Origin of the sequence: Candidatus Pelagibacter sp. Uisw_092, from assembly GCF_047729545.1 — a bacterium.
Taxonomy (GTDB): domain Bacteria; phylum Pseudomonadota; class Alphaproteobacteria; order Pelagibacterales; family Pelagibacteraceae; genus Pelagibacter.
Window position 1 is genome coordinate 560,466 of sequence record NZ_CP159824.1, and the last position, 23,635, is coordinate 584,100.

General features: G+C 28.5%; 22 protein-coding genes, 3 tRNA genes and 1 pseudogene. 19 read left to right on the forward strand and 7 right to left on the reverse strand.

Annotation, left to right across the window (positions count from 1 at the left end; genetic code table 11):
• Window positions 1-19: 19 nt before the first annotated feature.
• A complete protein-coding gene (gene uvrA / locus ABXT63_RS03000; protein ID WP_415321722.1) occupies window positions 20-2,899 on the reverse strand; it encodes an excinuclease ABC subunit UvrA in 2,880 nt (959 codons plus the stop codon).
• A gap of 88 nt (window positions 2,900-2,987) precedes the next feature.
• Between uvrA and ssb the strand changes: the two are divergent.
• The 6 genes and pseudogenes from ssb (at window position 2,988) to ABXT63_RS03030 (ending at window position 8,448) form a co-directional block, all read left to right on the forward strand.
• A pseudogene (gene ssb / locus ABXT63_RS03005) lies at window positions 2,988-3,448 on the forward strand (single-stranded DNA-binding protein).
• Between the two features lie 5 nt (window positions 3,449-3,453).
• Window positions 3,454-6,003, forward strand: coding sequence for a DNA gyrase subunit A (gene gyrA, locus ABXT63_RS03010; protein WP_415321724.1), 2,550 nt, complete (start codon window positions 3,454-3,456; stop codon window positions 6,001-6,003).
• Window positions 6,003-6,497 carry a pantetheine-phosphate adenylyltransferase gene (coaD, locus tag ABXT63_RS03015; protein ID WP_415321726.1) on the forward strand — a complete coding sequence of 165 codons (495 nt, stop codon included), beginning with the start codon at window positions 6,003-6,005 and terminating at the stop codon, window positions 6,495-6,497. Before gyrA ends, coaD begins: the two co-directional genes overlap by 1 nt.
• The gene (locus ABXT63_RS03020; RefSeq protein WP_415321728.1) at window positions 6,490-7,044 is read left to right on the forward strand and encodes a peptidylprolyl isomerase; all 555 of its coding nucleotides are present in this window, start codon (window positions 6,490-6,492) and stop codon (window positions 7,042-7,044) included. Before coaD ends, ABXT63_RS03020 begins: the two co-directional genes overlap by 8 nt.
• Before the next feature lie 15 nt (window positions 7,045-7,059).
• Entirely contained in the window at window positions 7,060-8,172 is a 1,113-nt protein-coding gene (tgt, locus tag ABXT63_RS03025; protein WP_415321730.1) for a tRNA guanosine(34) transglycosylase Tgt, read from the forward strand.
• A 200-nt stretch (window positions 8,173-8,372) separates the two neighbouring features.
• Window positions 8,373-8,448, forward strand: a tRNA-Lys gene (locus tag ABXT63_RS03030).
• A gap of 19 nt (window positions 8,449-8,467) precedes the next feature.
• Here ABXT63_RS03030 and ABXT63_RS03035 read toward each other — a convergent pair.
• Window positions 8,468-9,295, reverse strand: coding sequence for a M48 family metallopeptidase (locus ABXT63_RS03035; RefSeq protein WP_415321732.1), 828 nt, complete (start codon window positions 9,293-9,295; stop codon window positions 8,468-8,470).
• 124 nt (window positions 9,296-9,419) lie between these two features.
• On the opposite strand from ABXT63_RS03035, the gene ABXT63_RS03040 reads away from it, so the two are divergent.
• Window positions 9,420-10,034: a DUF502 domain-containing protein gene (locus tag ABXT63_RS03040; RefSeq protein WP_415321734.1), complete on the forward strand. Its 615-nt coding sequence runs from the start codon at window positions 9,420-9,422 to the stop codon at window positions 10,032-10,034.
• On the opposite strand, the gene ABXT63_RS03045 is transcribed toward ABXT63_RS03040, so the two are convergent.
• Complete coding sequence (locus tag ABXT63_RS03045; RefSeq protein ID WP_415321736.1) at window positions 10,031-12,082, reverse strand: ATP-dependent DNA helicase RecG; 2,052 nt, start codon at window positions 12,080-12,082, stop codon at window positions 10,031-10,033. The two genes, ABXT63_RS03040 and ABXT63_RS03045, sit on opposite strands and share 4 nt — an antisense overlap.
• 24 nt (window positions 12,083-12,106) lie before the next feature.
• On the opposite strand from ABXT63_RS03045, the gene ABXT63_RS03050 reads away from it, so the two are divergent.
• Window positions 12,107-12,373 (forward strand): succinate dehydrogenase assembly factor 2, encoded by a 267-nt coding sequence (locus ABXT63_RS03050; RefSeq protein WP_415321738.1) that lies wholly within the window; start codon window positions 12,107-12,109, stop codon window positions 12,371-12,373.
• On the opposite strand, the gene ABXT63_RS03055 is transcribed toward ABXT63_RS03050, so the two are convergent.
• Window positions 12,374-12,463 (reverse strand) — tRNA-Ser (locus ABXT63_RS03055). It lies immediately after the preceding gene.
• A 92-nt stretch (window positions 12,464-12,555) separates the two neighbouring features.
• Between ABXT63_RS03055 and rarD the strand changes: the two genes are divergently transcribed.
• From rarD to ABXT63_RS03100, 9 genes are read left to right on the forward strand one after another with little or no spacing between them, the layout of a single operon-like run.
• Window positions 12,556-13,437, forward strand: a complete 882-nt coding sequence (gene rarD / locus ABXT63_RS03060) for an EamA family transporter RarD (RefSeq protein WP_415321740.1) — start codon at window positions 12,556-12,558, stop codon at window positions 13,435-13,437.
• Window positions 13,424-14,425 (forward strand): lytic murein transglycosylase, encoded by a 1,002-nt coding sequence (locus tag ABXT63_RS03065; protein WP_415321742.1) that lies wholly within the window; start codon window positions 13,424-13,426, stop codon window positions 14,423-14,425. Before rarD ends, ABXT63_RS03065 begins: the two co-directional genes overlap by 14 nt.
• Window positions 14,415-15,173 (forward strand): hypothetical protein, encoded by a 759-nt coding sequence (locus tag ABXT63_RS03070; RefSeq protein ID WP_415321744.1) that lies wholly within the window; start codon window positions 14,415-14,417, stop codon window positions 15,171-15,173. The genes ABXT63_RS03065 and ABXT63_RS03070 overlap by 11 nt, the downstream gene beginning before the upstream one ends.
• Window positions 15,166-16,317 carry a D-alanyl-D-alanine carboxypeptidase family protein gene (locus ABXT63_RS03075; RefSeq protein ID WP_415321746.1) on the forward strand — a complete coding sequence of 384 codons (1,152 nt, stop codon included), beginning with the start codon at window positions 15,166-15,168 and terminating at the stop codon, window positions 16,315-16,317. The genes ABXT63_RS03070 and ABXT63_RS03075 overlap by 8 nt, the downstream gene beginning before the upstream one ends.
• Window positions 16,310-16,921, forward strand: a complete 612-nt coding sequence (gene tmk / locus ABXT63_RS03080) for a dTMP kinase (RefSeq protein WP_415321748.1) — start codon at window positions 16,310-16,312, stop codon at window positions 16,919-16,921. The genes ABXT63_RS03075 and tmk overlap by 8 nt, the downstream gene beginning before the upstream one ends.
• 4 nt (window positions 16,922-16,925) lie before the next feature.
• Complete coding sequence (locus ABXT63_RS03085; RefSeq protein ID WP_415321750.1) at window positions 16,926-17,858, forward strand: AAA family ATPase; 933 nt, start codon at window positions 16,926-16,928, stop codon at window positions 17,856-17,858.
• Window positions 17,859-19,400, forward strand: a complete 1,542-nt coding sequence (gene metG / locus ABXT63_RS03090) for a methionine--tRNA ligase (RefSeq protein WP_415321752.1) — start codon at window positions 17,859-17,861, stop codon at window positions 19,398-19,400.
• Window positions 19,393-20,157 (forward strand): TatD family hydrolase, encoded by a 765-nt coding sequence (locus ABXT63_RS03095; protein ID WP_415321754.1) that lies wholly within the window; start codon window positions 19,393-19,395, stop codon window positions 20,155-20,157. The genes metG and ABXT63_RS03095 overlap by 8 nt, the downstream gene beginning before the upstream one ends.
• On the forward strand, window positions 20,157-20,930 hold the full coding sequence (locus ABXT63_RS03100; RefSeq protein ID WP_415321756.1) for an MBL fold metallo-hydrolase: 774 nt from the start codon (window positions 20,157-20,159) through the stop codon (window positions 20,928-20,930). The genes ABXT63_RS03095 and ABXT63_RS03100 overlap by 1 nt, the downstream gene beginning before the upstream one ends.
• Here ABXT63_RS03100 and ABXT63_RS03105 read toward each other — a convergent pair.
• The 3 genes from ABXT63_RS03105 to ABXT63_RS03115 are packed head-to-tail and all read right to left on the reverse strand — an operon-like array spanning window position 20,925 to window position 23,175.
• Entirely contained in the window at window positions 20,925-21,437 is a 513-nt protein-coding gene (locus tag ABXT63_RS03105) for a glutathione peroxidase (RefSeq protein WP_415321758.1), read from the reverse strand. The genes ABXT63_RS03100 and ABXT63_RS03105 overlap by 6 nt on opposite strands.
• 45 nt (window positions 21,438-21,482) lie before the next feature.
• Window positions 21,483-22,658: a Na+/H+ antiporter NhaA gene (gene nhaA, locus ABXT63_RS03110; RefSeq protein ID WP_415321760.1), complete on the reverse strand. Its 1,176-nt coding sequence runs from the start codon at window positions 22,656-22,658 to the stop codon at window positions 21,483-21,485.
• A gap of 4 nt (window positions 22,659-22,662) precedes the next feature.
• Complete coding sequence (locus tag ABXT63_RS03115; RefSeq protein ID WP_415321762.1) at window positions 22,663-23,175, reverse strand: zinc-ribbon domain-containing protein; 513 nt, start codon at window positions 23,173-23,175, stop codon at window positions 22,663-22,665.
• A gap of 93 nt (window positions 23,176-23,268) precedes the next feature.
• Here ABXT63_RS03115 and ABXT63_RS03120 point away from each other — a divergent pair.
• Window positions 23,269-23,345 (forward strand) — tRNA-Pro (locus ABXT63_RS03120).
• A 4-nt stretch (window positions 23,346-23,349) separates the two neighbouring features.
• Complete coding sequence (locus tag ABXT63_RS03125; protein ID WP_415315842.1) at window positions 23,350-23,631, forward strand: ETC complex I subunit; 282 nt, start codon at window positions 23,350-23,352, stop codon at window positions 23,629-23,631.
• Window positions 23,632-23,635 lie beyond the last annotated feature (4 nt).

Genomic DNA, 23,635 nt, shown 5'->3' on the forward strand with positions numbered 1-23,635 from the left:
TCACTTATACACTAATTTTTTATATCTTTAACTTCTTTTTAAATTTTTCTTCCAGCATAGGTTTTAAGAATTCACCAGTATAACTACCTTTTATTTTGATAATATCCTCAGGTTTACCCTCTGCGATAATATTACCACCTTTAACACCACCTTCAGGTCCCATATCGACAATATAGTCAGCTGTTTTAATTACATCTAGATTATGTTCAATAACAACAACTGTATTTCCTAGAGCTACAAATGTGTGCAATATTTCTAATAGTTTTTTAATATCATGCTGATGAAGACCTGTTGTAGGCTCATCTAATATGTACATAGTTCTTCCTGTAGATCTTTTTGATAGTTCCTTAGCTAATTTAATACGTTGAGCCTCACCACCAGATAGTGTTGTTGCCTGCTGTCCAATTTTTATATAACCAAGCCCAACTTTTTTTAATGTTAATAGCTTAGTTTTTATGTTTGAAATGTTTTCAAAATATTTACACCCCTCATCAACAGACATATCTAATACATCGGCAATACTTTTATCTTTAAATTTTATCTCAAGAGTTTCTCTATTGTACCTAGTTCCCTTACATTCATCACACTGGATATAAACATCTGGTAAGAAGTGCATCTCGTATGTAATTACACCATCACCCTCACAAGCTTCACATCTTCCACCTTTAACGTTAAATGAAAATCTTCCAGGTTTGTATCCTCTTGTTTTTGATTCTGGTAATGCTGTAAACCAATCTCTAATAGGTCCAAAAGCACCAGTATAGGTCGCTGGATTTGATCTAGGTGTTCTTCCAATAGGAGACTGATCTATATCAATTATTTTATCTATAAGCTCAACACCTTTGTAACTCTTAAACTCTTTAGGGACTTTTCTAGCTTTGTTATTCAAGGTTAAATTTAATGCATGATATAATGTTTGTAATATTAGTGTTGATTTACCACTACCTGAAACACCAGTTACGCAAGTAAAACTTCCTGTTGGAATTTTAAGATTAACGTTGTTCAAGTTATTTCCACTAGCACCATTAATTTCAACAAACCTTCCATTTTTTGCAAGCCTTCTGGTTCTTGGAATTTCTATATACTTTTTATGAGATAAGTATTGTCCAGTAATACTGTTTTTATTTTTTAGTATTTCATCATAAGTACCTTGTGCAATTATTTCACCACCATTAGTGCCAGCCTCAGGACCCATATCTATTATATGATCTGCATTTTCCATAGTTTCTGTATCATGCTCAACAACAATTACAGTGTTACCTAAATCTCTCAGTCTTTTTAATGCATTTATTAATTTAACATTATCTTTTTGATGTAATCCTATAGAGGGTTCATCAAGCACATACAGTACACCAGTTAATCCAGAACCAATTTGTGATGCAAGTCTTATTCTTTGAGCCTCACCCCCAGAAAGAGTACCTGACTCTCTTGATAATGTTAAATATTCAAGCCCAACATTTAAAAGGAACGTTAGTCTTTCATTAATTTCTTTTAAAATATGTTCTGCTATCTTAAATTGTCGTTTATCAAGGTTTTGCTCTAAACCTTTGAACCATTTAGCTGCATCTAGAATAGATTTTTTAGTTACTTCGCTTATATTCTGATTATCAATTTTAACACATAAGGCTTCTTCTTTTAATCTATTACCGTTACATCCTTCACAAGCAGAATCAGATTGGTATTCAGCTATCGCTTCTCTTTTCCATTCACTGTCAGATTCAAGAAATCTTCTTTCAAGATTATTTATTACACCTTCAAAAGTTTTTTTATGAGAATATTTTTCATAACCGTCATCATAAACAAACTTAATTTCTTCTTCATCCGATCCAAACAATATTACATCTCTAAATTTTTTTGGAAGTTTTTTCCATCTCTCATCTAAAGAAATTCCATAATGTTTAGCAATAGAGGCTAAGGTTTGAGCATAATATAGTGTTGTTGATTTGGCCCATGGCTCTATAGCACCATCAGCTATACTTTTTTTCTCATCAGGAACTACTAAATCAGGATCTACATTCAATTTAATACCTATACCCTCACATTCTGCGCATGCTCCGTAAGGACTATTAAAAGAAAAAAGTCTTGGCTCAATCTCTTCAATTGTAAAACCACTTTCTGGACAAGCAAATTTTGTAGAATAAATTAATTTTTCAATTTTTCTAAATTTTTGTGGCAATGTTTCATCTTCGTACTCAACAAATACCAATCCATTTGATAAATTTACAGCTGTCTCAATACTTTCAGCAAGTCTATTACCAAGATTAGAATTCAAGACAATTCTATCAACTAAAACAGATATATCATGCTTGAGCTTTTTATCTAAATTAGGTGCATTATCTATTTCATAAATGACTTCATCAATTTTAATTTTTCTAAAACCTCTTCTTTTATAACTTAAAATATCTTTTCTATACTCACCCTTACGACCTCTAACCACAGGAGCAAAAATATAAATTGTAGATTTTTTAGGTAATTTTTTTATTAAATCAACGATTTGGGTTATTGTTTGCGATGTAATTGGCTTTCCTGTAAATGGTGAGAAGGGAACGCCAGCCCTTGCATACAACACTCTCATATAGTCATAAATTTCAGTAACTGTTGCAACAGTTGATCTTGGATTTTTAGATGTATTTTTTTGCTCTATGGCTATAGCTGGACTTAATCCCTCGATAAGATCAACATTTGGTTTTTTCATTTTATCCAAAAATTGACGAGCATAAGCTGATAAACTTTCAACATATCTTCTTTGTCCTTCGGCATAGACAGTGTCAAATGCTAATGAAGATTTTCCTGAACCAGAAAGACCAGTAATTACAACAAACTGATCTTTAGGTATTTCTACTGAAACATTCTTTAAGTTATGCTCTTTTGCACCCTTAATAACTATCTTTTTAATCATAATTTTAGTTGCTTTAAATTAATAAAATTAATATTGAGTTTATATTGTGATATAAAATTAATTAAATTAATAAAGAATTATAAATATTATGGCTGGAAGTTTAAATAAAGTATTATTAATTGGGCGTTTAGGCGCAGACCCAGAAATCAAACAAATGTCGAATGGCAAAAGTCTTGCTACCTTAAGTTTAGCTACAAGCCAATCTTGGAAAGATAAAGCAACTGGAGAAAAAAAGAAAAAACAGAATGGCACCGAATAGTTGTATTTAATGAAGGGTTAGTCAATGTTGTTCAGCAATATTTGAAAAAAGGTGCTCAAATTTATGTTGAGGGACAGATAACAACTAGAAAATGGAAAGATGAACAATCTGGTCAAGACAAGTATTCAACTGAAATTGTAATTCAAGGATACAATTCTTCACTTACTATGTTGGGTGGTGGAAACACTGGCGGTGGTGGTATTCAAAATGACAATTCGCAAGCTGTTGCTAGCAATCCTGATGATAGCCCCCAAGCCCCTAATGATATGGATGACGAAATTCCATTTTAGTTTCTATGAAAGACACAGAAATATCTAAAGACAAAAATATTAAAGTTATCTCAATGCATGATGAGATGAGCTCATCATACTTGTCATACGCAATGAGTGTAATTGTGAGCAGGGCTCTTCCTGATGTCAGAGATGGACTTAAACCTGTTCATAGAAGAATATTATTTGCTATGTATAAAGGTGGCTACGATTGGTCAAAACAATTTAGAAAATCTGCAAGAATAGTTGGGGATGTTATTGGTAAATATCACCCACATGGAGATCAATCTGTTTATGACGCTCTTGTCAGAATGGTTCAAGATTTTTCCATGAGTTTACCACTTGTTCAAGGTCAAGGTAACTTTGGTTCTATTGATGGAGATCCAGCTGCAGCTATGAGGTATACAGAAACAAGATTAGCTAAAGTTTCTCAATACTTAATTGATGATATAGAAAAAAATACCGTTGAATATAAAAGTAATTATGATGAAACGGAAAGAGAGCCAACTGTCTTGCCTGCTCAATATCCTAATTTACTAGTAAATGGTGCAGGTGGTATTGCTGTAGGAATGGCTACAAGCATTCCCCCGCATAATTTAGGTGAAATTATAAATGGAACATTAGCTTTAATTGAAAATAAAGATATTAAGATTAAAGAATTAATGAAGCATATACCTGGACCAGATTTCCCTACAGGTGGTGTTATTATAGGAAAAGAAATTATTAAAGCTGGATATAATGTGGGTCGTGGGTCCTTTAAAATTAGAGGTGAAATTAGTGTTGAAGCACAAAAAAATGGTAGAGAGAGACTCGTTATAACTTCTGTGCCATATCAGGTAAATAAATCAGTTTTAAATGAGAGAATTGCCCAACTTGTTAGAGAGAAAAAAATAGAGGGAATAAAAGATATTAGAGACGAATTTAACAGAGAAGGGATTAGAGTTGCTATTGATTTAAGAAATGGCGTTGAACCAGAAACTATTAAAAGATTACTTTATAAAAATACATCTATAGAAAGCTCTTTTGGCTTTAATACTTTAGCTATTGTTGACGGTAAACCTAAAATTTGTAATTTAAAAGAATTTTTATCAAATTTCTTAACATTCCGTGAAGATGTAGTAATCAAAAAAACTAAGTTTGATTTAAAGAAAGCTGAAGACAGAGCTCACATCCTTATTGGATTATCTGTGTCTGTTGAGAACTTAGATAAAATTATAAAAATTATACGGTCTTCAAAAACTCCTGATGATGCTAAAAAATCATTATTAAGCACTAAGTGGAAAATAAATAAATCTTTAAAGCTAATTTCACTTGTTGAAGATAAGAAGGTAAAAAATTTATATTTACTGACCGATCCTCAAGTAATTGCTATTTTAGAACTTAGACTTCAAAAACTTACAGCTCTTGGAATTAATGAAATAGAAGTCGAAATTAAAAAATTAGCCGATCTGATTAAAGGTTATAAAAAAATAATTAATTCTAAAAAAGAACTTTTAAACGTAATAAGTGAAGAACTTAAAACTATCAAAGAAAAGTTTGCAGTTCCAAGAAGAACTAAAATTATAGATGCAGTTTTAAATTATGATATCGAAGAGACTATTCAAAAAGAAGCAGTGATTATTACTGTTACTCTTCAGGGTTATATTAAAAGAGGAGCTTTAAGTAGTGTCAAACAACAAAAAAGAGGCGGTAAAGGAAAATCTGGGATCACAACGAGAGATGAAGATTCTGTGGTTCAAACTTTATCAGTTAACACTCACACTTCTGTTCTTTTCTTTTCAACAGAAGGACTTGTCTATAAAATTAAAGCTTGGAAAATACCTGAAGGATCAACTACCTCAAAAGGTAAATCTCTATTCAACATCTTACCATTAAAAAATCATCAATCTATTAGTTCAATAATGCCATTTCCTGATGATGAGAGCGATATGAAAAATCTTCAAATTGTTTTTGCTACTGCAAAAGGTAAAGTTAGAAAAAATAGCCTAGAAGATTTTTCTTCAATTAATTCAGCTGGAAAAATTGCAATAAAATTAGATCCTAATGACAAAATCGTAGGTGTTGAAATCTATAAGGATGATCAAGATGTGATGTTAAGTACGAAAAATGGTAAATGCATTAGATTTGAATCAAAAAAACTTAAAGTCTTTAAAGGAAGATCTTCAAAAGGCATTAAAGGTATTGAGTTAGCCCCTAATGATGAAATTGTTTCTCTTTCAATAGCAAATAAAGAAAAGACAAAAAAAGATTCTAAATCTGAGGAAAGATTTGTTTTATCTATTACAGAAAATGGATACGGGAAAAAAACTCTGAACAATGAATATAGAGTTACAAATAGAGGTGGTAAGGGCATAATTGGAATTATTAACTCACCTAGAAATGGTAGTATATGTTCCTCATTTCCAGTTATTGAGGGAGATGATGTAATGATTTCAACTAATAAAGGAAGAGTGATTAGAGTTGCTGTTAATGAAATCAGAACGGCAGGAAGAAATACTCAAGGTGTAAGAATTATCAAATTATCCGGTGATGAAAAAGTTGTTTCAGCAATAAAAATTGATGATAACTTGGAGTAATGAAAAAAGTTGCCGTATATCCTGGAACATTTGACCCAATAACCTTCGGTCACATTGATGTAATTAAAAAAGCTTTAAAACTATTTGATAAAGTTATTGTTGCAGCATCTGAAGGCACTAATAAAAATTATCTTTTTAATTCACTTGAAAGAATTCAGTTGATTAAAAAAGCTCTGTTTGTTGATTTGAAGTTTGATAAAAAAAGGATTGAAGTTATTTCATTTACTTCATTAACAACTGATTTATGTAAAAAATATAAATCTAATATTATTTTAAGAGGCCTAAGAGCTGTATCTGACTTTGAATATGAATTTCAATTAGCTGGTATGAATAGAAAATTAAATAACGATATAGAAACAATCTTTTTAATGTCTGATGTTGAAAATCAAATTATTTCATCAAGATTTGTTAAAGAAATAGTGAGACTAAAAGGTGATATAAAAAAATTTACTACAAAAAGTACAATAAAGTCTTTAAAAGAGAAATATGAATAAATTTATAACAAAATTTTTAATTTTATTTTTTATACTAACCAACAATACAATAGCAGAGGAGAATATAATGATTTTAAAACTTAAAGATGGAGACATTAAAATAGAACTTTTTGAAGATGTTGCCCCTAATCATGTTAAAAGAATTAAACAATTAGCCAAAGATGGAAAATATGACGGTGTTGTATTTCACAGGGTAATTGATGGTTTTATGGCTCAAACAGGAGATGTACAATTTGGTAACTCTTCTAATGACCAATTTGATTTAAAAAGAGCAGGAATGGGTGGTTCTGATTTACCAGATCTTAAAGAAGAATTTAGCAACTTACCTCATGAAAGAGGAACCTTATCTATGGCTAGATCACAAGATCCAAATAGTGCTAATAGTCAATTTTTTATTTGTTTTAAAGAATCATCATTTTTGAATAATCAATATACTGTGTTTGGAAAAGTTATTGAAGGCATGGAGTTAGTTGATAAAATAAAAAAAGGAGATTCTAATAACAATGGATCTGTTTCAGATCCAGATAAGATTATAAGCTTTAAATAAAATTTTTATAAATTTATGGCATTAAAAGATTTTAAATTTAATGTTATAATAAAAGATAATTTTGCAAGAGCTGGTGTTATTGAAACACATAGAGGAAGTATCCAAACACCAGCTTTTATGCCTGTTGGCACTCAAGCTACAATTAAAGCTTGTTTAATTGATAATGTTATTGAAACAGGTTCAGAAATAATACTATCAAACACATATCATTTAATGATTAGACCAGGAGTTGATAGAATAATTTCAGCGGGTGGTCTTCATAAATTTATGAATTGTAAACTTCCAATACTTACAAACTCAGGTGGTTTTCAGGTAATGTCTCTTTCAAAATTAAACAAAGTTGATAGAGAAAAAGGAGCAATTTTTAATTCTCATATTGACGGTAAAAAATTTATATTAAGTCCCGAAGAAAGCATAAGAATTCAAAAAGGTTTAGACTCAGACATTGTAATGATCATGGATGAGTGTCCAAAAAAGACCACAGATTATAATGTTATTAATAAATCAATGGAGTTGTCCGTATATTGGGCAGAGAGATCCAAGTTTGCATTCGGATCAAATCCACATAAAGGATTATTTGGAATAGTCCAAGGAGGTTTATTTAAAGATCTAAGAATTAAATCACTGAAAGCGTTAACAAAGATTGATTTTGATGGTTATGCTATAGGTGGTTTAGCTGTGGGTGAAACTCAAAATGAAATGTTTAATGTTTTGGATGATATTAAAGAAGCAATGCCAGAGGACAAACCTAGATATCTAATGGGTGTTGGAACACCTGCCGATATACTGGGTGCGGTTAAAAGAGGTGTTGATATGTTTGATTGTGTAATGCCAACAAGGTCAGGGAGGACAGGGCTAGCTTTCACTTGGAATGGACGTTTAAACATCAAAAATAATAAATTTAAAAATGATAATGAACCATTAGATAAAGATTGCTCAAACTTGAACCTTAACAAATATTCAAAAAACTATTTAAATCATCTTTTTAATACAAATGAAATATTAGGATCAACACTACTCACTCTTCATAATATCAACTTTTATCAAGAATTAATGTCTACAATTAGAAAAAATATCAAAAAAGGAACATTTGATAAATTTCACGATGAATACATTGATAAGTTGTAATTTAAATATTTGCAATTATTCAAGTTATGGAATAAATAATTGTTTTTTGGTAATAAAAATTATTTAAGTTTAAATATTTTTTTATTGTTTAGATTTTTAAGTGTAAAGAAATTTAAAAATTTTAAAGAAGGCTTCACCAAAAGTTTTTTTTTAAAATTAAATAAAAAAAACATTAATCTTTATTTTGATAATTTCTATGTGGGCCCTTAGCTCAGTTGGTAGAGCAATTCCCTTTTAAGGAATGGGTCGATGGTTCGAGTCCATCAGGGCTCACCAAAAAACTAATTTAAATAATTTAACTTACAGAAATAGGTGGATAGTCAAGAATTATACTGTTTTCCCATTCTTTCAAATCTTTAATTCTCTTAGACGAAGAGGGGTGTGTGCTCATAAATTGAGGAGGTTCCTTTCCTTTATTTGCTTCCTTCATTCGCTCCCATAGTTTTTTAGTTTCACGAATATCAAAACCTGATAACGAAGCAAAAATCATTCCTAAATAGTCAGCTTCAGTTTCTTGTGTTCTGGAAAAAGGATTCATAATTCCTATTTGTGATAAAAGGCCAACTGTATTCATTCCTGTAACTCTATTTACCTGAGATAACTTACCACCTGAAAAAATATCAAAAAGTTGAGTTCCTGTATTTAAAAGCATCCCTCTACTAGCCCTTTCTACTGAATGTTTTGCAACAGCATGTGCTATTTCGTGACCCATAACTGAGGCTAGACCATTAGTATTTTTGGTAACATCTAGGATTCCAGTATAAATAGCAATTTTACCACCAGGCATACACCAAGCATTTTTAACTTTTTTATTATCTATTAAAATATACTCCCAATCAAAATTGACAGTAGGATCGTTTAAACCCGCTCTATAAAAATATTCAGTTATAGAGTCTTCCATTCTTTTTCCAATATCTTTAATTTCATTTAGTGTTTTAGTGTCATCACTCATTTTCTCTTTTTCTTTGATCTTTTCAAAAATTTGAGCTGCTTGAGCGTTTAATTTAGATTCAGGTATAATTTTTAATTGCCTTCTGTCAGTTATTGGCGCTGTAGAACAAGCACCTAACATCAAGCCTGAACATCCGCACCCAACATAATTTAAAAATTTTCTTCTATTCATTTTATTAAAATTTTGATAATCGTATAAATATATACTTTTATGAATTTAAACAATAAAATCTTAGTTACACTTTTCATTATAGCTGTTTTATTTGTTGTTTATTCTAGTTATAACTAAATTATCTATGCTTATTAAGAAAAAAAAATCATTAGCTCTTAAATTAAGAAACTATTTTTTCACAGGTGTAATTGTTTTAATACCAATTGGGTTTACACTTTATCTAAGCAAATTCTTAATAAATTTTTCAACAAATTTAGTACCTTCAGGATTAAATCCCAATACTTATCTTCCATATGCAATACCAGGTATTGAAATAATTTTAACAATTATTTTTATTACAGTTGTTGGTGGCCTCTCTTTAACTTTTATAGGTAAAAAATTTTTACAAATAATTGACGATTTATTTAAAAGAATGCCAATACTAAGAACTATTTACTCTGCTATTGGACAAATGACAGATTCTTTTAGAGAGCAAGAGGGTAATAAAAAAAGCGTAGTGCTAGTTGAGTATCCAAGAAAAGGATCTTGGGCCGTGGGTTTTGCCACCAAAGAAAATACAGGTGAAATTAAAGCTAAAACAAATATTAACTTGGTTAATGTTTTTGTTCCAACGACGCCCAACCCAACAAGTGGCTTTTTGCTAATGATACCAAAAGAAGATTTGATTTATTTAGATATGACATTTGAAGAAGCGTCAAAATTTATAGTTTCAGCGGGAACTTCTAAGCCAAAAAGCTAAACCATATCATTAATTATATCTGCTTGATCGTATAACTTGAGTAATGCTTTATATTTTTTAATATCAATATTTTCTAATTCTATTTTTTTAATTTGTTTTTCTGCCATTAAAAATAAATCTTCGTTTTGAATAGGGTCAGCTAATTTAAAATTTTTAACACCACTTTGTTTAAAACCAAGCAAATCACCAAAACCTCTTAACTTCATATCTTCTTCAGATATTTCGAAACCATCATTAGAGTTTTTTAGAATATTAATTCTTTTTTTTGCATTAACACTTAAATTAGACTTAAACATTAATATGCAACTCGCTTGTTTTGTGCCACGTCCAACCCTTCCTCTTAACTGATGTAACTGTGATAAACCAAATTTATTAGCATTTTCTATTATAATTACATTGGCATTAGGAAAATCAATACCCACTTCTATAATTGTTGTTGAAACTAAAATTGAATATTTTTTGTTTAAAAATTTATTCAATATTTCTTCTTTTTCTTCATTGTCAATTTTTCCATGAAGTAATGCAACGTTATTTGGAAAAATTTCATTAAGAAATTTGTATTTAGTAACTGAAGACTGATGATCTAATTTTTTTGATTCCTCTATCAAGGGACATACCCAGAAAATTTGGTTTCCTTCTTTAATTTCTTTTTTAACAAAATTAATAACATCATCCATTTTACTTTCTAATTTACTGTAAGTTTTAACCTCTTTTCTATTACTTGGTTTTTCTCTAATAATAGAAACATCCATATCACCATAAACAGACATAGTCAGAGTTCTTGGTATCGGTGTTGCTGACATTAAAAGAACATCACAATTATCGCCACCTTTATCTGATAAAAGCTTTCTCTGCCTAACTCCAAATTTATGCTGTTCATCTATTATAATATAACCAAGGTTTGCAAAAATTATTTTTTTTTGAAAAATTGCATGTGTGCCAAATACCATCTGAATTGAATTGTTTTCTAATTCTTTTACAATTCTCTTTTTTTCACTATTTTCACTCTTACTGGAAAGTAATTCAATCTTTATATTTTTAGGAAATAATTTTTTTGCTAAAATATAATGTTGTCTAGCTAATATTTCAGTAGGGGCCATTAATGCAACTTGGAACCCTGAACTAATGACACTTAAAGAAGAAATTAATGCAACAATAGTTTTACCACTTCCAACGTCACCCTGTAAAAGTCTAAACATTTTACTTTTAGAATTTAGGTCTTTATTAATATCATTTAATGAATTTTTTTGATCGTTAGTAAGAGTAAAGTTTAATTTATTGACTATATTATTATGAGCCATTTCAGTAAAATCTTTAGAAACTTTTTTAATTTTTTTAATTTTTTTTCTAATTTCAGAATTAACTAAAAATGAGGCCAGTATTTCATCATAAGCAAGTCTTTTATAAAAATCAGATTTATAATTTTCAATATTTTCTGGATCATGTAATTTTATTATAGATTGATTCCAGCTTTGATTATTAAAATTTTTTAATATGTCTTTATCGTGCCACTCAGTTAAAATAGGTAAGTTTTTTAAAATCTGACTAATAATTTTATTATAAGTTTTTTCAGTAATGCCTTCTGTTAATGAGTACTTATTATCAATGCTTTCAATTAATGAACTATCTTGTGAAATATATGTGGGGTTTGTTATCTGATATCGTCCTCTATAATTACTTATCTTACCACTGATTGTCACTTCTTCATTTAACGGCAAAATTTTTCTCACGTATCCTTCATGACTATTAAAAAATATACAATCAACCTTTCCAGTTTCATCAATACAATTAACTCTATTTGGCAAGTTTCTAACTCTTGGAAATTGATATTTTAGTGGAATAATTCTGATTGTTTGAATAACACCTATTTGAAGATCGCAGATTTTACTAACGAGCGTTCTATCTGTATAAGATTTAGGTAACCTCCACAGTAGGTCAAAAATATTATTTACTTTTTTTTTCTTCAAAATTTCCATGGTTTTTTTACCCACACCATTTAATTCGGTTAGATCAGCTAATAAATAGTCATAATTATTCTTATTTTTCATGTTAGGTGTAATATATTAAATTTTATGACTATTAATATAAAGGATTTAAAAAATAAAATAATTTATAGAGCCAACTATAGAGGTACTAAAGAAATGGATAAGTTATTAGGTTCATTTACCAAAAAATATATTGATCAATTTAATGAACAAGAGCTAAACCTTTTATGTGATTTGTTAGATTGTGATGATGAAAATCTTTATAGGTTTAATCAAGGTCAAAATTTAACAATTCAAATTAAGCTAAATAAAGTTTCGGAGATTTTTAAAAATTATAAATATGTCAATGAATAGTGGCGGAGAGACTGAGATTCGAACTCAGGAAAGAGTTGCCCCTTTGCCGGTTTTCAAGACCGGTGCATTCAACCGCTCTGCCATCTCTCCGTTAGCAACGTTTTATTATTATAAATTTTTAATTCAACAATAAAATTGATAAATTAAACAGATAATCATTTAATAGGTATAAATTTAATACTGTGGAAAAGCAAAAATTCAATAAAGGTATAGGATTAACTGCACTAGGATCTTTTTGGTGGGGTGTTATTGGGGTTATTTACTTTAAATATATTTCATTTGCTGGCTCTATAGAGGTAGTGATCCATCGTTGTGTATGGACATCAGTAGTTTTAATAATAACTACCTTTTATTTCTCTAAATGGGATGTTTTTTTTGAAATTATAAAAAATAAAAGGAACATAATTTATTTATTTTTTTCAAGCTTACTAATCTTTATAAATTGGGCAACTTGGATTTATGCCGTAGGTACAGAAAAAATTATTGATGCAAGCTTTGGGTATTTTATTATGCCAATCTTAAGTGTATTCTTAGGGTATATTTTTTATGGTGAAAAAATAAATAAAAGAAGAGGTCTTTCCATACTGCTAGTTTTGTTATCTATATTATTTCTCTTATTTAAAAGTTTTCACTCAATCCCTTGGGTCGGAATAATTGTTGCTCTAAGTTGGGGTTTTTACAACCTACTTAGAAAAAAAGTTAATGTTGATACTGATGTTGGCCTTTTAATAGAAAGTCTTTTCATATTACCGTTTGCTTTATTTGCATTTTTTTTACTTTTTAAAGACAATCTAAATATCTTTAGTTTGAATGATCCTTCGTTGATGTTTATATTAATGTTAGCGGGACCAATGACTGTCATACCATTATTTCTATATGTAAGGGGTGTTGAACTATGTGGTCTTGGGCCTACTGGAATGATTTTTTATATAACTCCAACATTTCAGTTTTTATTAGGTTTTTTTTATTATGATGAGGCTTTTTCCTTTGATAAATCATTAAGTTTCATTTTAATATGGATTGCTGTAATTATTTATTTAAAAGATTTATATGAAAATAATTAAATATTTTATAATTATATTTTTCACAATTATTCATGGAACATTAAATGCCAATGAAAAAGAATTTAATGAGTGGTTGGTAAAATTTAAAGTTTATGCTTTAGAAAAAAAAATTTCAGAAAAGACATTCAATCTAGCAATGTCTGATGTTATGTTTTTACCAAAGGTAATAAAATATGACCGTTTTCAACCCGAGTTCTATGAAGATACAAAAACTTACATATCGAAGAGAGCCTCTAAACAAAAAGTAAATATGGGTGCTCAACTTTATGGATTAAATAAAGATTTCATAAATATGATAGATAATAAATTTTCAGTTGAGAAAGAGTTACTTTTGGCATTAATGGGGATAGAGACTAATTTTGGAACTTATGTAGGAAAAATGGATATATTGTCATCACTTGCAACTTTAAGTTATGATCAACGAAGATCTGATTTTTTTACCAATGAGTTAATTACAATTCTTCAATTAATAGATGCAGGGAAAATAGACCATGATATTTTATATGGTTCGTGGGCAGGAGCATTCGGTTTTTTTCAATTTATGCCCTCTACTATAGACAACTATGCGATAGACTATGATAAAAATAATATTATTGAGCTTAAATCAACTATAGATTCATTTGCTTCTGCAGCTAACTATATAAATAAAATAGGATGGAAGAAAAACCAACCTTGTTTTATAAAAGTCAAATTAAAGAAAAATATACCTAACAATATACTAAACACATCCGCAAAAAAACTTCACAATAAAAATAAGTTTAAACTATTAAAAAAATATTTAATTAATGAGGATAGTTTTAATATTGTTGACGAAAATTTGATTGCATCAATAATAACACCAGATAAAGATATTATACCTGATGCTCAAAATTTAGATCCAGCCTACATAGTTTTTGAAAATTATGAAAAAATACTTCAATGGAATAGATCGTTAAGATTTGGCCTAGCAGTATGTACTTTAAAGGAAAAATTTGAAAATGCCTTATAAGAAACTATTCATCTTATGCTGCTTCATTTTGTTAAATAACTGTACAGCAACTAACTTAACAAAAAATACAATTTCTAATTCATTGGATAATCCATTTATAAACAAAGGATTTAGTCTTATTTATAGTGATAAGTTTTATGACAATAAGATTATTTCAAAAAAAATTGACGAACGAAGCCTGGTTATTTTTCAAAAAAATTTAAAAAAAAATACAATGGTTAAAATTACCAATATTTTAAATAATAAATCTGTTATAGCCACTGTTGGTAGTAATGCTGATTATCCCTTATTTAATAATGCGGTATTATCATTGAGAATAGCAGATGAAATAAGTTTGAATGAAAATGAACCTTATGTAGAAATTTTAGAAGTACTAGAAGACGCAATATTTGTAGCAAAAAGAGCGAAAACATTTGAAGAAGAAAAAAAAGTTGCCAACAAGGCTCCAGTTAGCAGTATCAATATTAGTGATCTTAACATTAAAGAAACAAATACCAAAAATAAATTAAGTAAAAAATTTTCTTATAAAATAAAAATAGCTGATTTTTATTTTAATGATACTGCGTCTTTGTTAGTTAATAGAATCATTAAAGAAACTAAGATTAAGGACGCTAAAATCAAAAAAATTAATGAAAAAAAATATAGAGTATATGCAGGTCCTTTTAATAACATTAACTCTCTACAAAAATCATTTAATGATATAAGCATACTTGAATTTGAAAATATCGAAATTATAAAAAATGATTAAATTAAGACTTATAACAATTTTGTTGACAATCTTACTAACGGCTAATTCTAATGCTGCGTTTGATATAAAGGCTAGAACGGCAATATTACAAGACTATCTTTCAGGTGAAATATTATTTGAAAAAGATGCTGATAAATCAATTTATCCAGCATCAATGACAAAAATTATGACCACCATTATTGCGTTTGATCTAATTAGAAGTGGTGATTTAAATCTAGATGAAAAATTTTTAGTGTCCGAGAATGCTTGGAGACTTTCGTCAGCTGGCTATTCTTCGATGTTTATAATGGTTGGTGATGAAGTTAGTGTAGAAAATTTACTTAAGGGAATAATTATTGCATCTGGCAATGATGCATGTGTTGCGTTAGCTGAAGGTATAGCTGGTACAGAGGATGAATTTGCAGTGATGATGACGGCTAAAGCTAAAGAATTAGGAATGGATAATACTAATTTTGCTAATTCATCAGGGATTAATAATACTGAAAACGTATCAACGGTAAGAGATATTATGCTTATGTCCAGATATCTTATTAAAGAATTTCCTGAAGAATATAAGTATTTTGCAGAAAAAGAATTTACTTGGGATAGAACAGGGGGTGACCCCATTACTCAAGGTAATAGAAATCCTCTATTATATAAAAGACTTGGAGCGGATGGAATCAAAACTGGTTATTTAGCTGTTGAAAAATATTCACTAGCGTCATCTGTAGAAAGAAATGGAAGACGATTAATAGCAGTAGGCAGTGGCTTCAATACTAAAAATGATAGATCTCGCGAAAGTGCTAAACTTTTAACCTGGGGCTTAACTAATTTTGACTTAGTTGAAATCACAAAAGCAAACACACCAATAGAAGATATAGATGTTTGGTTAGGTAAAAAAGATACTGTTAAAACTTATATAAAAAATGATATCTATAAAACTATTCCAAAAGCAAAAAAAAGACTATTGAAAGTATCATTGAATTATACTGGTCCAATCCAAGCTCCTATTAAAAAAGATGATATCTTGGGAAAATTAAAGTTAACCTTTGATGGTGAACTTATTGAAGAATATGATTTACTTGCTTATGAAGATGTTAAAAAATTAAATGTTTTTTCAAGGTTAATGAAATCAATTAATTTTTTAATTTGGGGCGATGTCTAAAAAACCAATAATAGCATTTGAAGGTATAGAGGGTACTGGTAAATCCCATCACATAAAAAAAGTAGCAAATTATTTAACTCTTAAAAAAATTAAATTTATTCAAATTAGAGAACCTGGTGGAAGTGCAAATTCAGAAAAAATAAGAAATCTTATTCTAAATAACAAATCTACATTTAATAAAGAAACTGATTTACTGCTTTACCTTTCTGCAAGAAGTGAAAATGTAGAAATTATAAGAAAAAATGTTGGTAAAAAAATCATACTGATAGATAGATTTTCAGACTCAACAATTGCTTACCAACACTATGGAATGGGTGTAAACCTAAAATTTATACAAAATATCAATAATCATCTTTTGAGAAATATCAAAGTTGATTTTACCTTTTTAAATACAGTTAATTTATCAAATATGAAAAAGAGACTTAGACTAAGAAAAAAACTTAACAGATATGATAAATTTAACAGTAAGTTTTATGAAAAAGTACAAAATGGTTTTATTAAAATATTAAAAAAAAATCCCAACAAATATATTAAAATAAATTCAAATCTAGATATAGATCTTAATGAAAATATAATATTAAATAAAATTAACGACTTAATTTAGATTTATGAATTTAAAACCATCAGAAAACACTAAGATTTATGGTATGGAAAATTTCTTTAACGAATTAGTTGGATTATATAAACAGAAAAAAATACCTAATAAAATTTTACTATCTGGAAAAAAAGGATCAGGAAAATCAACATTAGCCTATCATTTAATAAACTATATTTTATCCGAAAATGAGGAGTACAAATATAATTTAGAAAATTTTAGTATCAATAAGAATAATAAATCCTATAAACTTTTACAAAATAACTCACATCCTAATTTCTATTTAATAGATCTATTAACTGAAAAAAAAAGTATTGATGTGGGTCAAATACGTGAAATGATTAATTATACAAATAAATCAACATTTAATAATATGGCAAGATTTATTTTAATAGATAATGTTGAAAATCTAAATAAGAATTCTGTTAACGCCCTACTTAAAATCATTGAAGAGCCAAATGAAAATGTTTTTTTTATCTTAATAAACAATAGTGAAAAAAATATACTACCCACTCTTAAATCACGATGTTTAACATTTAAGATTAGTTTAACATTTAATAATTCAATAAATATCTCAAACTCAATACTTGAAAAAAATGTACTTGATTTTGTTAATTATGACTTACTAAGTTATTATAATTCTCCCGGTGAAATCATTAGTTTATTTAATTTTGCTGAAGATAAATCAATTAATTTAAAGGATCATACAATTTCGAGTTTTATAAACTTAATAATAGAAAATAATTATTACAAGAAAAATAAACCTATTAAAGTTTTATTAGTAAACTTAATTGAGTTATTCTTTTTAAAAACATACATGATAACAAATACAAAGATTTCCCTAATTAATTTTTATCATAAATTTATAAAAAGAATTTATGATACAGAAAAATTTAATCTGGATGAGGAAAGTTTGTTTTTAGAGTTTAAATCAAAGTTATTATAAATGAATAAAAATTACTATATTACAACTCCAATTTACTACCCATCAGCGAAACCTCATATGGGTCATGCATATTCAAGCATTACTGCTGATTTTTTTGCCAGATTTAAACGTATAGATGGTTTTAACGTTCATTTTTTAACAGGGACTGATGAGCACGGTTTAAAAATACAAAGAGCAGCGGAGAAAAAAAAAGTTGATCCTCAGGTTTTTTGTGATGAAATTAGTCAAACATTTAGAGATCTTTCAAAAACATTAAATTTATCTAATACTGATTTCATTAGAACTACTGAAGAAAGACACAAAAAAACAGTTCAACACTTATGGAGCGAGCTAGAAAAAAATGATGATATCTATTTATCGAAGTATTCGGGCTGGTATTCTGTTTCTGACGAAGCTTTCTATGGTGATGACGAGATTACTGAAAAAGAAAACATTAAGATAGCAACTGCATCTGGTTCTCCAGTTGAATGGATAGAGGAAAAGTCTTATTTTTTTAGACTGTCTAAATGGCAAGATGAATTACTAAATTATTATGAAAAAAATCCTGACTTTATTTCACCAAAATCTAGAAAAAATGAAGTAATTAGCTTTGTAAAAGGCGGATTAAAAGACCTATCTATAAGTCGTAAAGCATTCTCTTGGGGAATCAAGGTACCCAACTGTCCAGATCATGTAATTTATGTTTGGCTCGATGCTCTAACTAATTATATAAGCGCTTTAAACTATCCAGATACAAATGATGCACTGTTTAAAAAATTTTGGCCTGCATCTGTTCATTTAATAGGTAAGGATATATTAAGATTTCACTCTGTATATTGGCCTGCATTTTTAATGGCTGCAAAAATACCTTTACCTAAGAAAGTTTATGGTCATGGCTGGATTTTATCTGGTGATGAAAAAATGTCCAAATCAAAAGGAAATATTCTTGATCCTTTAGATATTATTGAAATTTACGGTCTTGATCCCTTAAGATTTTATTTAATTAAAGAAGTTTCATTTGGTAATGATGGTAACATTTCACAAGATAGGTTGGAGGATTGTATCAATAGTGATTTAGCTAATAATTACGGAAATTTATGTCAAAGAGTTACTGCATTTGCTGAGAAAAATTGCTCCTCATCTGTACCAGATAATAGAAAATTTAATGATGAAGATTTAGTGATGCTAAATAAATTTACTGATAATTTAACAGCTATACGTACTGAAATTGATAATCAAAATATTAATTATTATATTAATTTCATTGTTAGTGCTTTATTTGATGCAAATAAATATTTTAATGACCAGGAACCATGGAAAAAAAAAGATGATAAAGACAGATTAAATACAATTGTCTATACATCTTTAGAAATGATTAGAAAAATCTCATTCATGCTTTATCCAATAATCCCAGGTTCAATAGAAAAAGCCTTAAAGATTTTTAATTTAAATGTAGATGCAATTAATTTTCAATCCATTGCAAAACATGACTATCTTATATCTGGAAAACCTATTAACAAAATAAATATTTTATTTAAAAAAATTGAAAAGAAAAATGATTGATTCTCATTGTCATTTAGATCATGAACCTTTACTTAAGAATTTAAGTGATGTTATAAAAAGATCTAAAGAAGTTGGTATCTCAAAACTATTAACAATATGCACTACGGTAGAAAGTTTTGATAGGATAAAGAATATTATTAAACTAGATCCAATGATTTATGGAACGTTTGGTATTCACCCCCATGAGACCGAAGAAAGTCTTTTGATTGATGAAAATTATATAATAAATCAAATAAATCAAAATGAACGAATTATAGGTATAGGTGAAACTGGCTTAGATTTTTTTTATAATCATAGCAACATAGAAAGGCAAATTGATAGCTTTAAAGCCCATATAGAGGCTTCTATAGAGCTTAATATGCCTATTATTATACATTCTAGAAATGCTGAGGATGAAACATATGAAATCCTAAAATCATATAAATCAGAAAAATTAAAAATTTTAATGCATTGTTTTACCGGTTCATTAAATTTTGCAAATCAATTGCTTGAATTAGATGCATTTTTTTCTGCAAGTGGAATAATTACATTTAAAAATAGTTTAGAACTTCAAGAAACTTTTAAAAATATTCCCTTAGATAAACTGCTTGTTGAAACAGATAGCCCATTTTTAGCTCCTATACCAATGAGAGGAAAAAAAAATGAACCAAGCTTTATCAAGTATACTCTAGAAAAATTATCCATGTTAAAAGAAAAGACTAATCAGGAAATGTCCGTTTTAACTACTAAAAATTTTGATAAACTTTTCAACCTATAATGTCTCTTAAATTTGTCATTTTGGGTAGTGGTAGTTCAATGGGGGTACCAAGAGCTGATGGATATTCTGGCGATTGTGATTTAAAAAATAAAAAAAATTTTAGAACAAGATGTTCTGCTTTAATTAAATTTAATGATCAAAATATCTTAATAGACACATCACCAGATTTAAGGTCACAACTTCTAAAAAATAAGATTAAAACTATTAGCAAAGTTTTTTATACACATCTTCATGCAGATCAAACACATGGTATTAATGACCTTCGTCCATTTTTTTTAATAAACAAGAAGCAAATTCCAGTCTATGCGGATTCTAATACTAAGAAATATTTACTTTCCACTTTTAAATATTGTTTTAAATCATCTTATGGTTATCCATCAACTTTAAGTATCAATAGTCTTAAAAAACAACATCGAATTACAGATAAAAATAAAAAGATTAGAATTGAATCAATACCAGTTCAGCACGGTAAGATTAAGAGTATATGCTATCTAATTAATAATAAATTAGCTTATGCAAGTGATATTAGTTTATTCTTTAAGAAAGATTATAAAAAATTAAAAAATTTAGAATATTTAATTATTGACTGTCTATGGTACCGTAATCATTCAGCACATTTCAATTTAGATCAAGTTTTGGAAGTAGTTAAAATTCTTACTCCTAGAAAAACTATACTAACAAATATGCATAGCGACATAGATTATTCAAAAATTAAGAAAAGGTTACCTAAAAATATTATTCCTGGTTTTGATGGTATGACTGTTAGATTATAGAATTAAATCTATTTGTTTTGTTATTTTATCTGACATTGGTGTAATAAAAGAATTGAACGTGTCCTGTATTTTTCCTTCTTTATTAATTAAAATCTTATGAAAATTCCATTTAGGTACAGTCGAGTTACCATAATTTTTTTTTGCCCATTTATATAAATCATGAGCATCTTCACCTTTAACGTCTGTTTTGTCAGTTATTGGAAATGTAATATTAAAATTAGTTTCGCAAAAATCCTTAATTTCGGAATTGGACCCTGGTTCTTGTCCACCAAACTGATTTGACGGAACACCAATTACATAGAAGCCTCTGTCTTTATACTTCTCATAAAGGTCTTGAAGACCTGTATATTGTTTAGTGAAGCCGCATTTACTAGCAACATTTACTAAAAGTATAGTTTTTCCTTTGTATTGGTTTAAATCAATAGCTTCATTATCAATATTTTTTATTGAGTGATCAAAAAATAGCTTTTCGTATTTAGCATCAACTTTTTCAAAAAATGTGAACATAGATATAATTAGTAGGATTAATAAATTATTTTTATAAAACATGACTTAATTTTTTTTAGAAGCATACAATAATATAAAATATCCAAAAACTGTAGAAAGTAAAGATCCTGCAAGAACACCAATTTTTACACCATCTATATACTGAATATTTTCAGCAAATGCTAAGTTTCCAACAAACAAACTCATTGTGAAGCCAACACCTGTTAATATTGAAACTCCATATAGACTTAACCAGTTAGACTTATCAGGCATTTGTGCCACACCAAATTTAACTGCAACGAAAGAAATCAACATTACTCCAACTTGTTTACCCACAAACAACCCTAAAAGAATACCTAATGGAACCGGTTCTAATAATGAAGTTAATGATAATCCCTCTAAAGATACGCCTGCATTAGCGAATGCAAATATAGGCATTATCATAAAAGCAACATAAGGGCTGATTGCATGCTCAAGTTTAATTAATAAAGAGAAATCTTTATCTTTAATTCTATGAGGTATGGTCGAAGCTAAAAGAACGCCTGCTATTGTTGCGTGAATTCCAGACTTATATGTGAAGAACCACATGAAGGCACCAATTATTAAATAGGGAATAAACTTTTTAACACCAAATTTATTTAAAGTAAGTAATAAAATATATGAAATTAAGATTAAACTTAAATAACTTATGCTTAAGTCACCAGAGTAGAAAAAGGCTATGATTAATATCGCACCAAGGTCATCTATAATAGCGAGAGCTGTTAAAAAAATTTTTAAAGAAATTGGAACTCTTGAACCAAGTAAGGATAAAATTCCTAGTGAAAATGCTATGTCTGTAGCTGATGGAATTGCCCAACCATTTAATGTTTCCGAATTCCCGAAGTTTATAAAAATATAGACTAGAGCAGGGACGACCATCCCTCCAACAGCTCCAATGATTGGAAGTAACGCTTTTTTTAAATTAGAAAGCTCACCTTGAATAAATTCTCGTTTAATTTCTAGTGTTACAAAGAAAAAGAAAATTGCCATCAATAAATCATTAATCCAGTGATGTACGGAAAGTTTTAAACCAAAATCATTAATACCAACAAACAGGTATTGGTTTAAAGTATCAAAATATAAATTACTAAAACTAGAATTGCTTATTACAAGTGCAATAATTGCAGCTATTAATAATACAAGACCACTTGCTGCTTCTAATTGAAAAAACCATTTAAAAGGTTTTGATAGATTTTTGATCATAATTTTAAGTTAAATCTCTAATAAATAATGAGATATCTTTAATACTCTCATAAAGATTATAAAGTATAATTTCAATATTTGGGACAACTTGTCCAATAGGATATTTAAATGTATCCACAATAATTATAAAAGCTACGAATGAAATAATTGCTACTATAATAATATTTAATATTTTAATGTTTTTTTGTTTTTTTGTTTTAGCATTTACTTGTGTGCTATCATTTATATTAATCTCAATTTTTTTCTTAGACTCTTCTTCTAAATCTACTTCAACATCATCATTAGGTACGTCTGATACACTTTCTTCTTCGTTCGTTGATGAGTTATTTTTATCAAAAATATTAACACTATCAATACTAATATCTTCATCAATTGGACTTACCGTGTTTTCAAGAACTTCTTTTTTAAAAAACCATTTATGATCGCAACTAGCACACTGCAACAAGCGGCCCTTATCTGGAATTAAATTTGAGTCTATATTAAATTTTTTATTACAATTATTACAAGTGATGATCATTATTGATGTATATCTGATTCTTATAAAAAAGCCTTATTTTTGATGTTCTTTATTCTTTGAAATTATCAATATCTAATGTATTAGTACCTCAATCGGGGCGTAGCGCAGCCTGGTAGCGCATCTGGTTTGGGACCAGAGGGTCGCAGGTTCAAATCCTGCCGCCCCGACCAATTTATGAAAAAAGTAAAAATATATATTCCTACAAAAAATTCCATGCAGTCAGGCTTGGGCAAATCTGACAAATGGGTTATCAAATTTGAAACTGAAAATGCTGGTGTTAACCCTTTAATGGGTTGGGAGACAAGCACTAATACTCTTTCAGAATTAAATTTAGAATTTTCAACCAAAGAACTAGCAGTTGAATATGCAAAAAAGAATAAAATAGATTTCGAAATTATTGAACCACAAAAAAGAAAAACAATTAAAAAATCATACGCTGATAACTTTCTTAAATAATCTA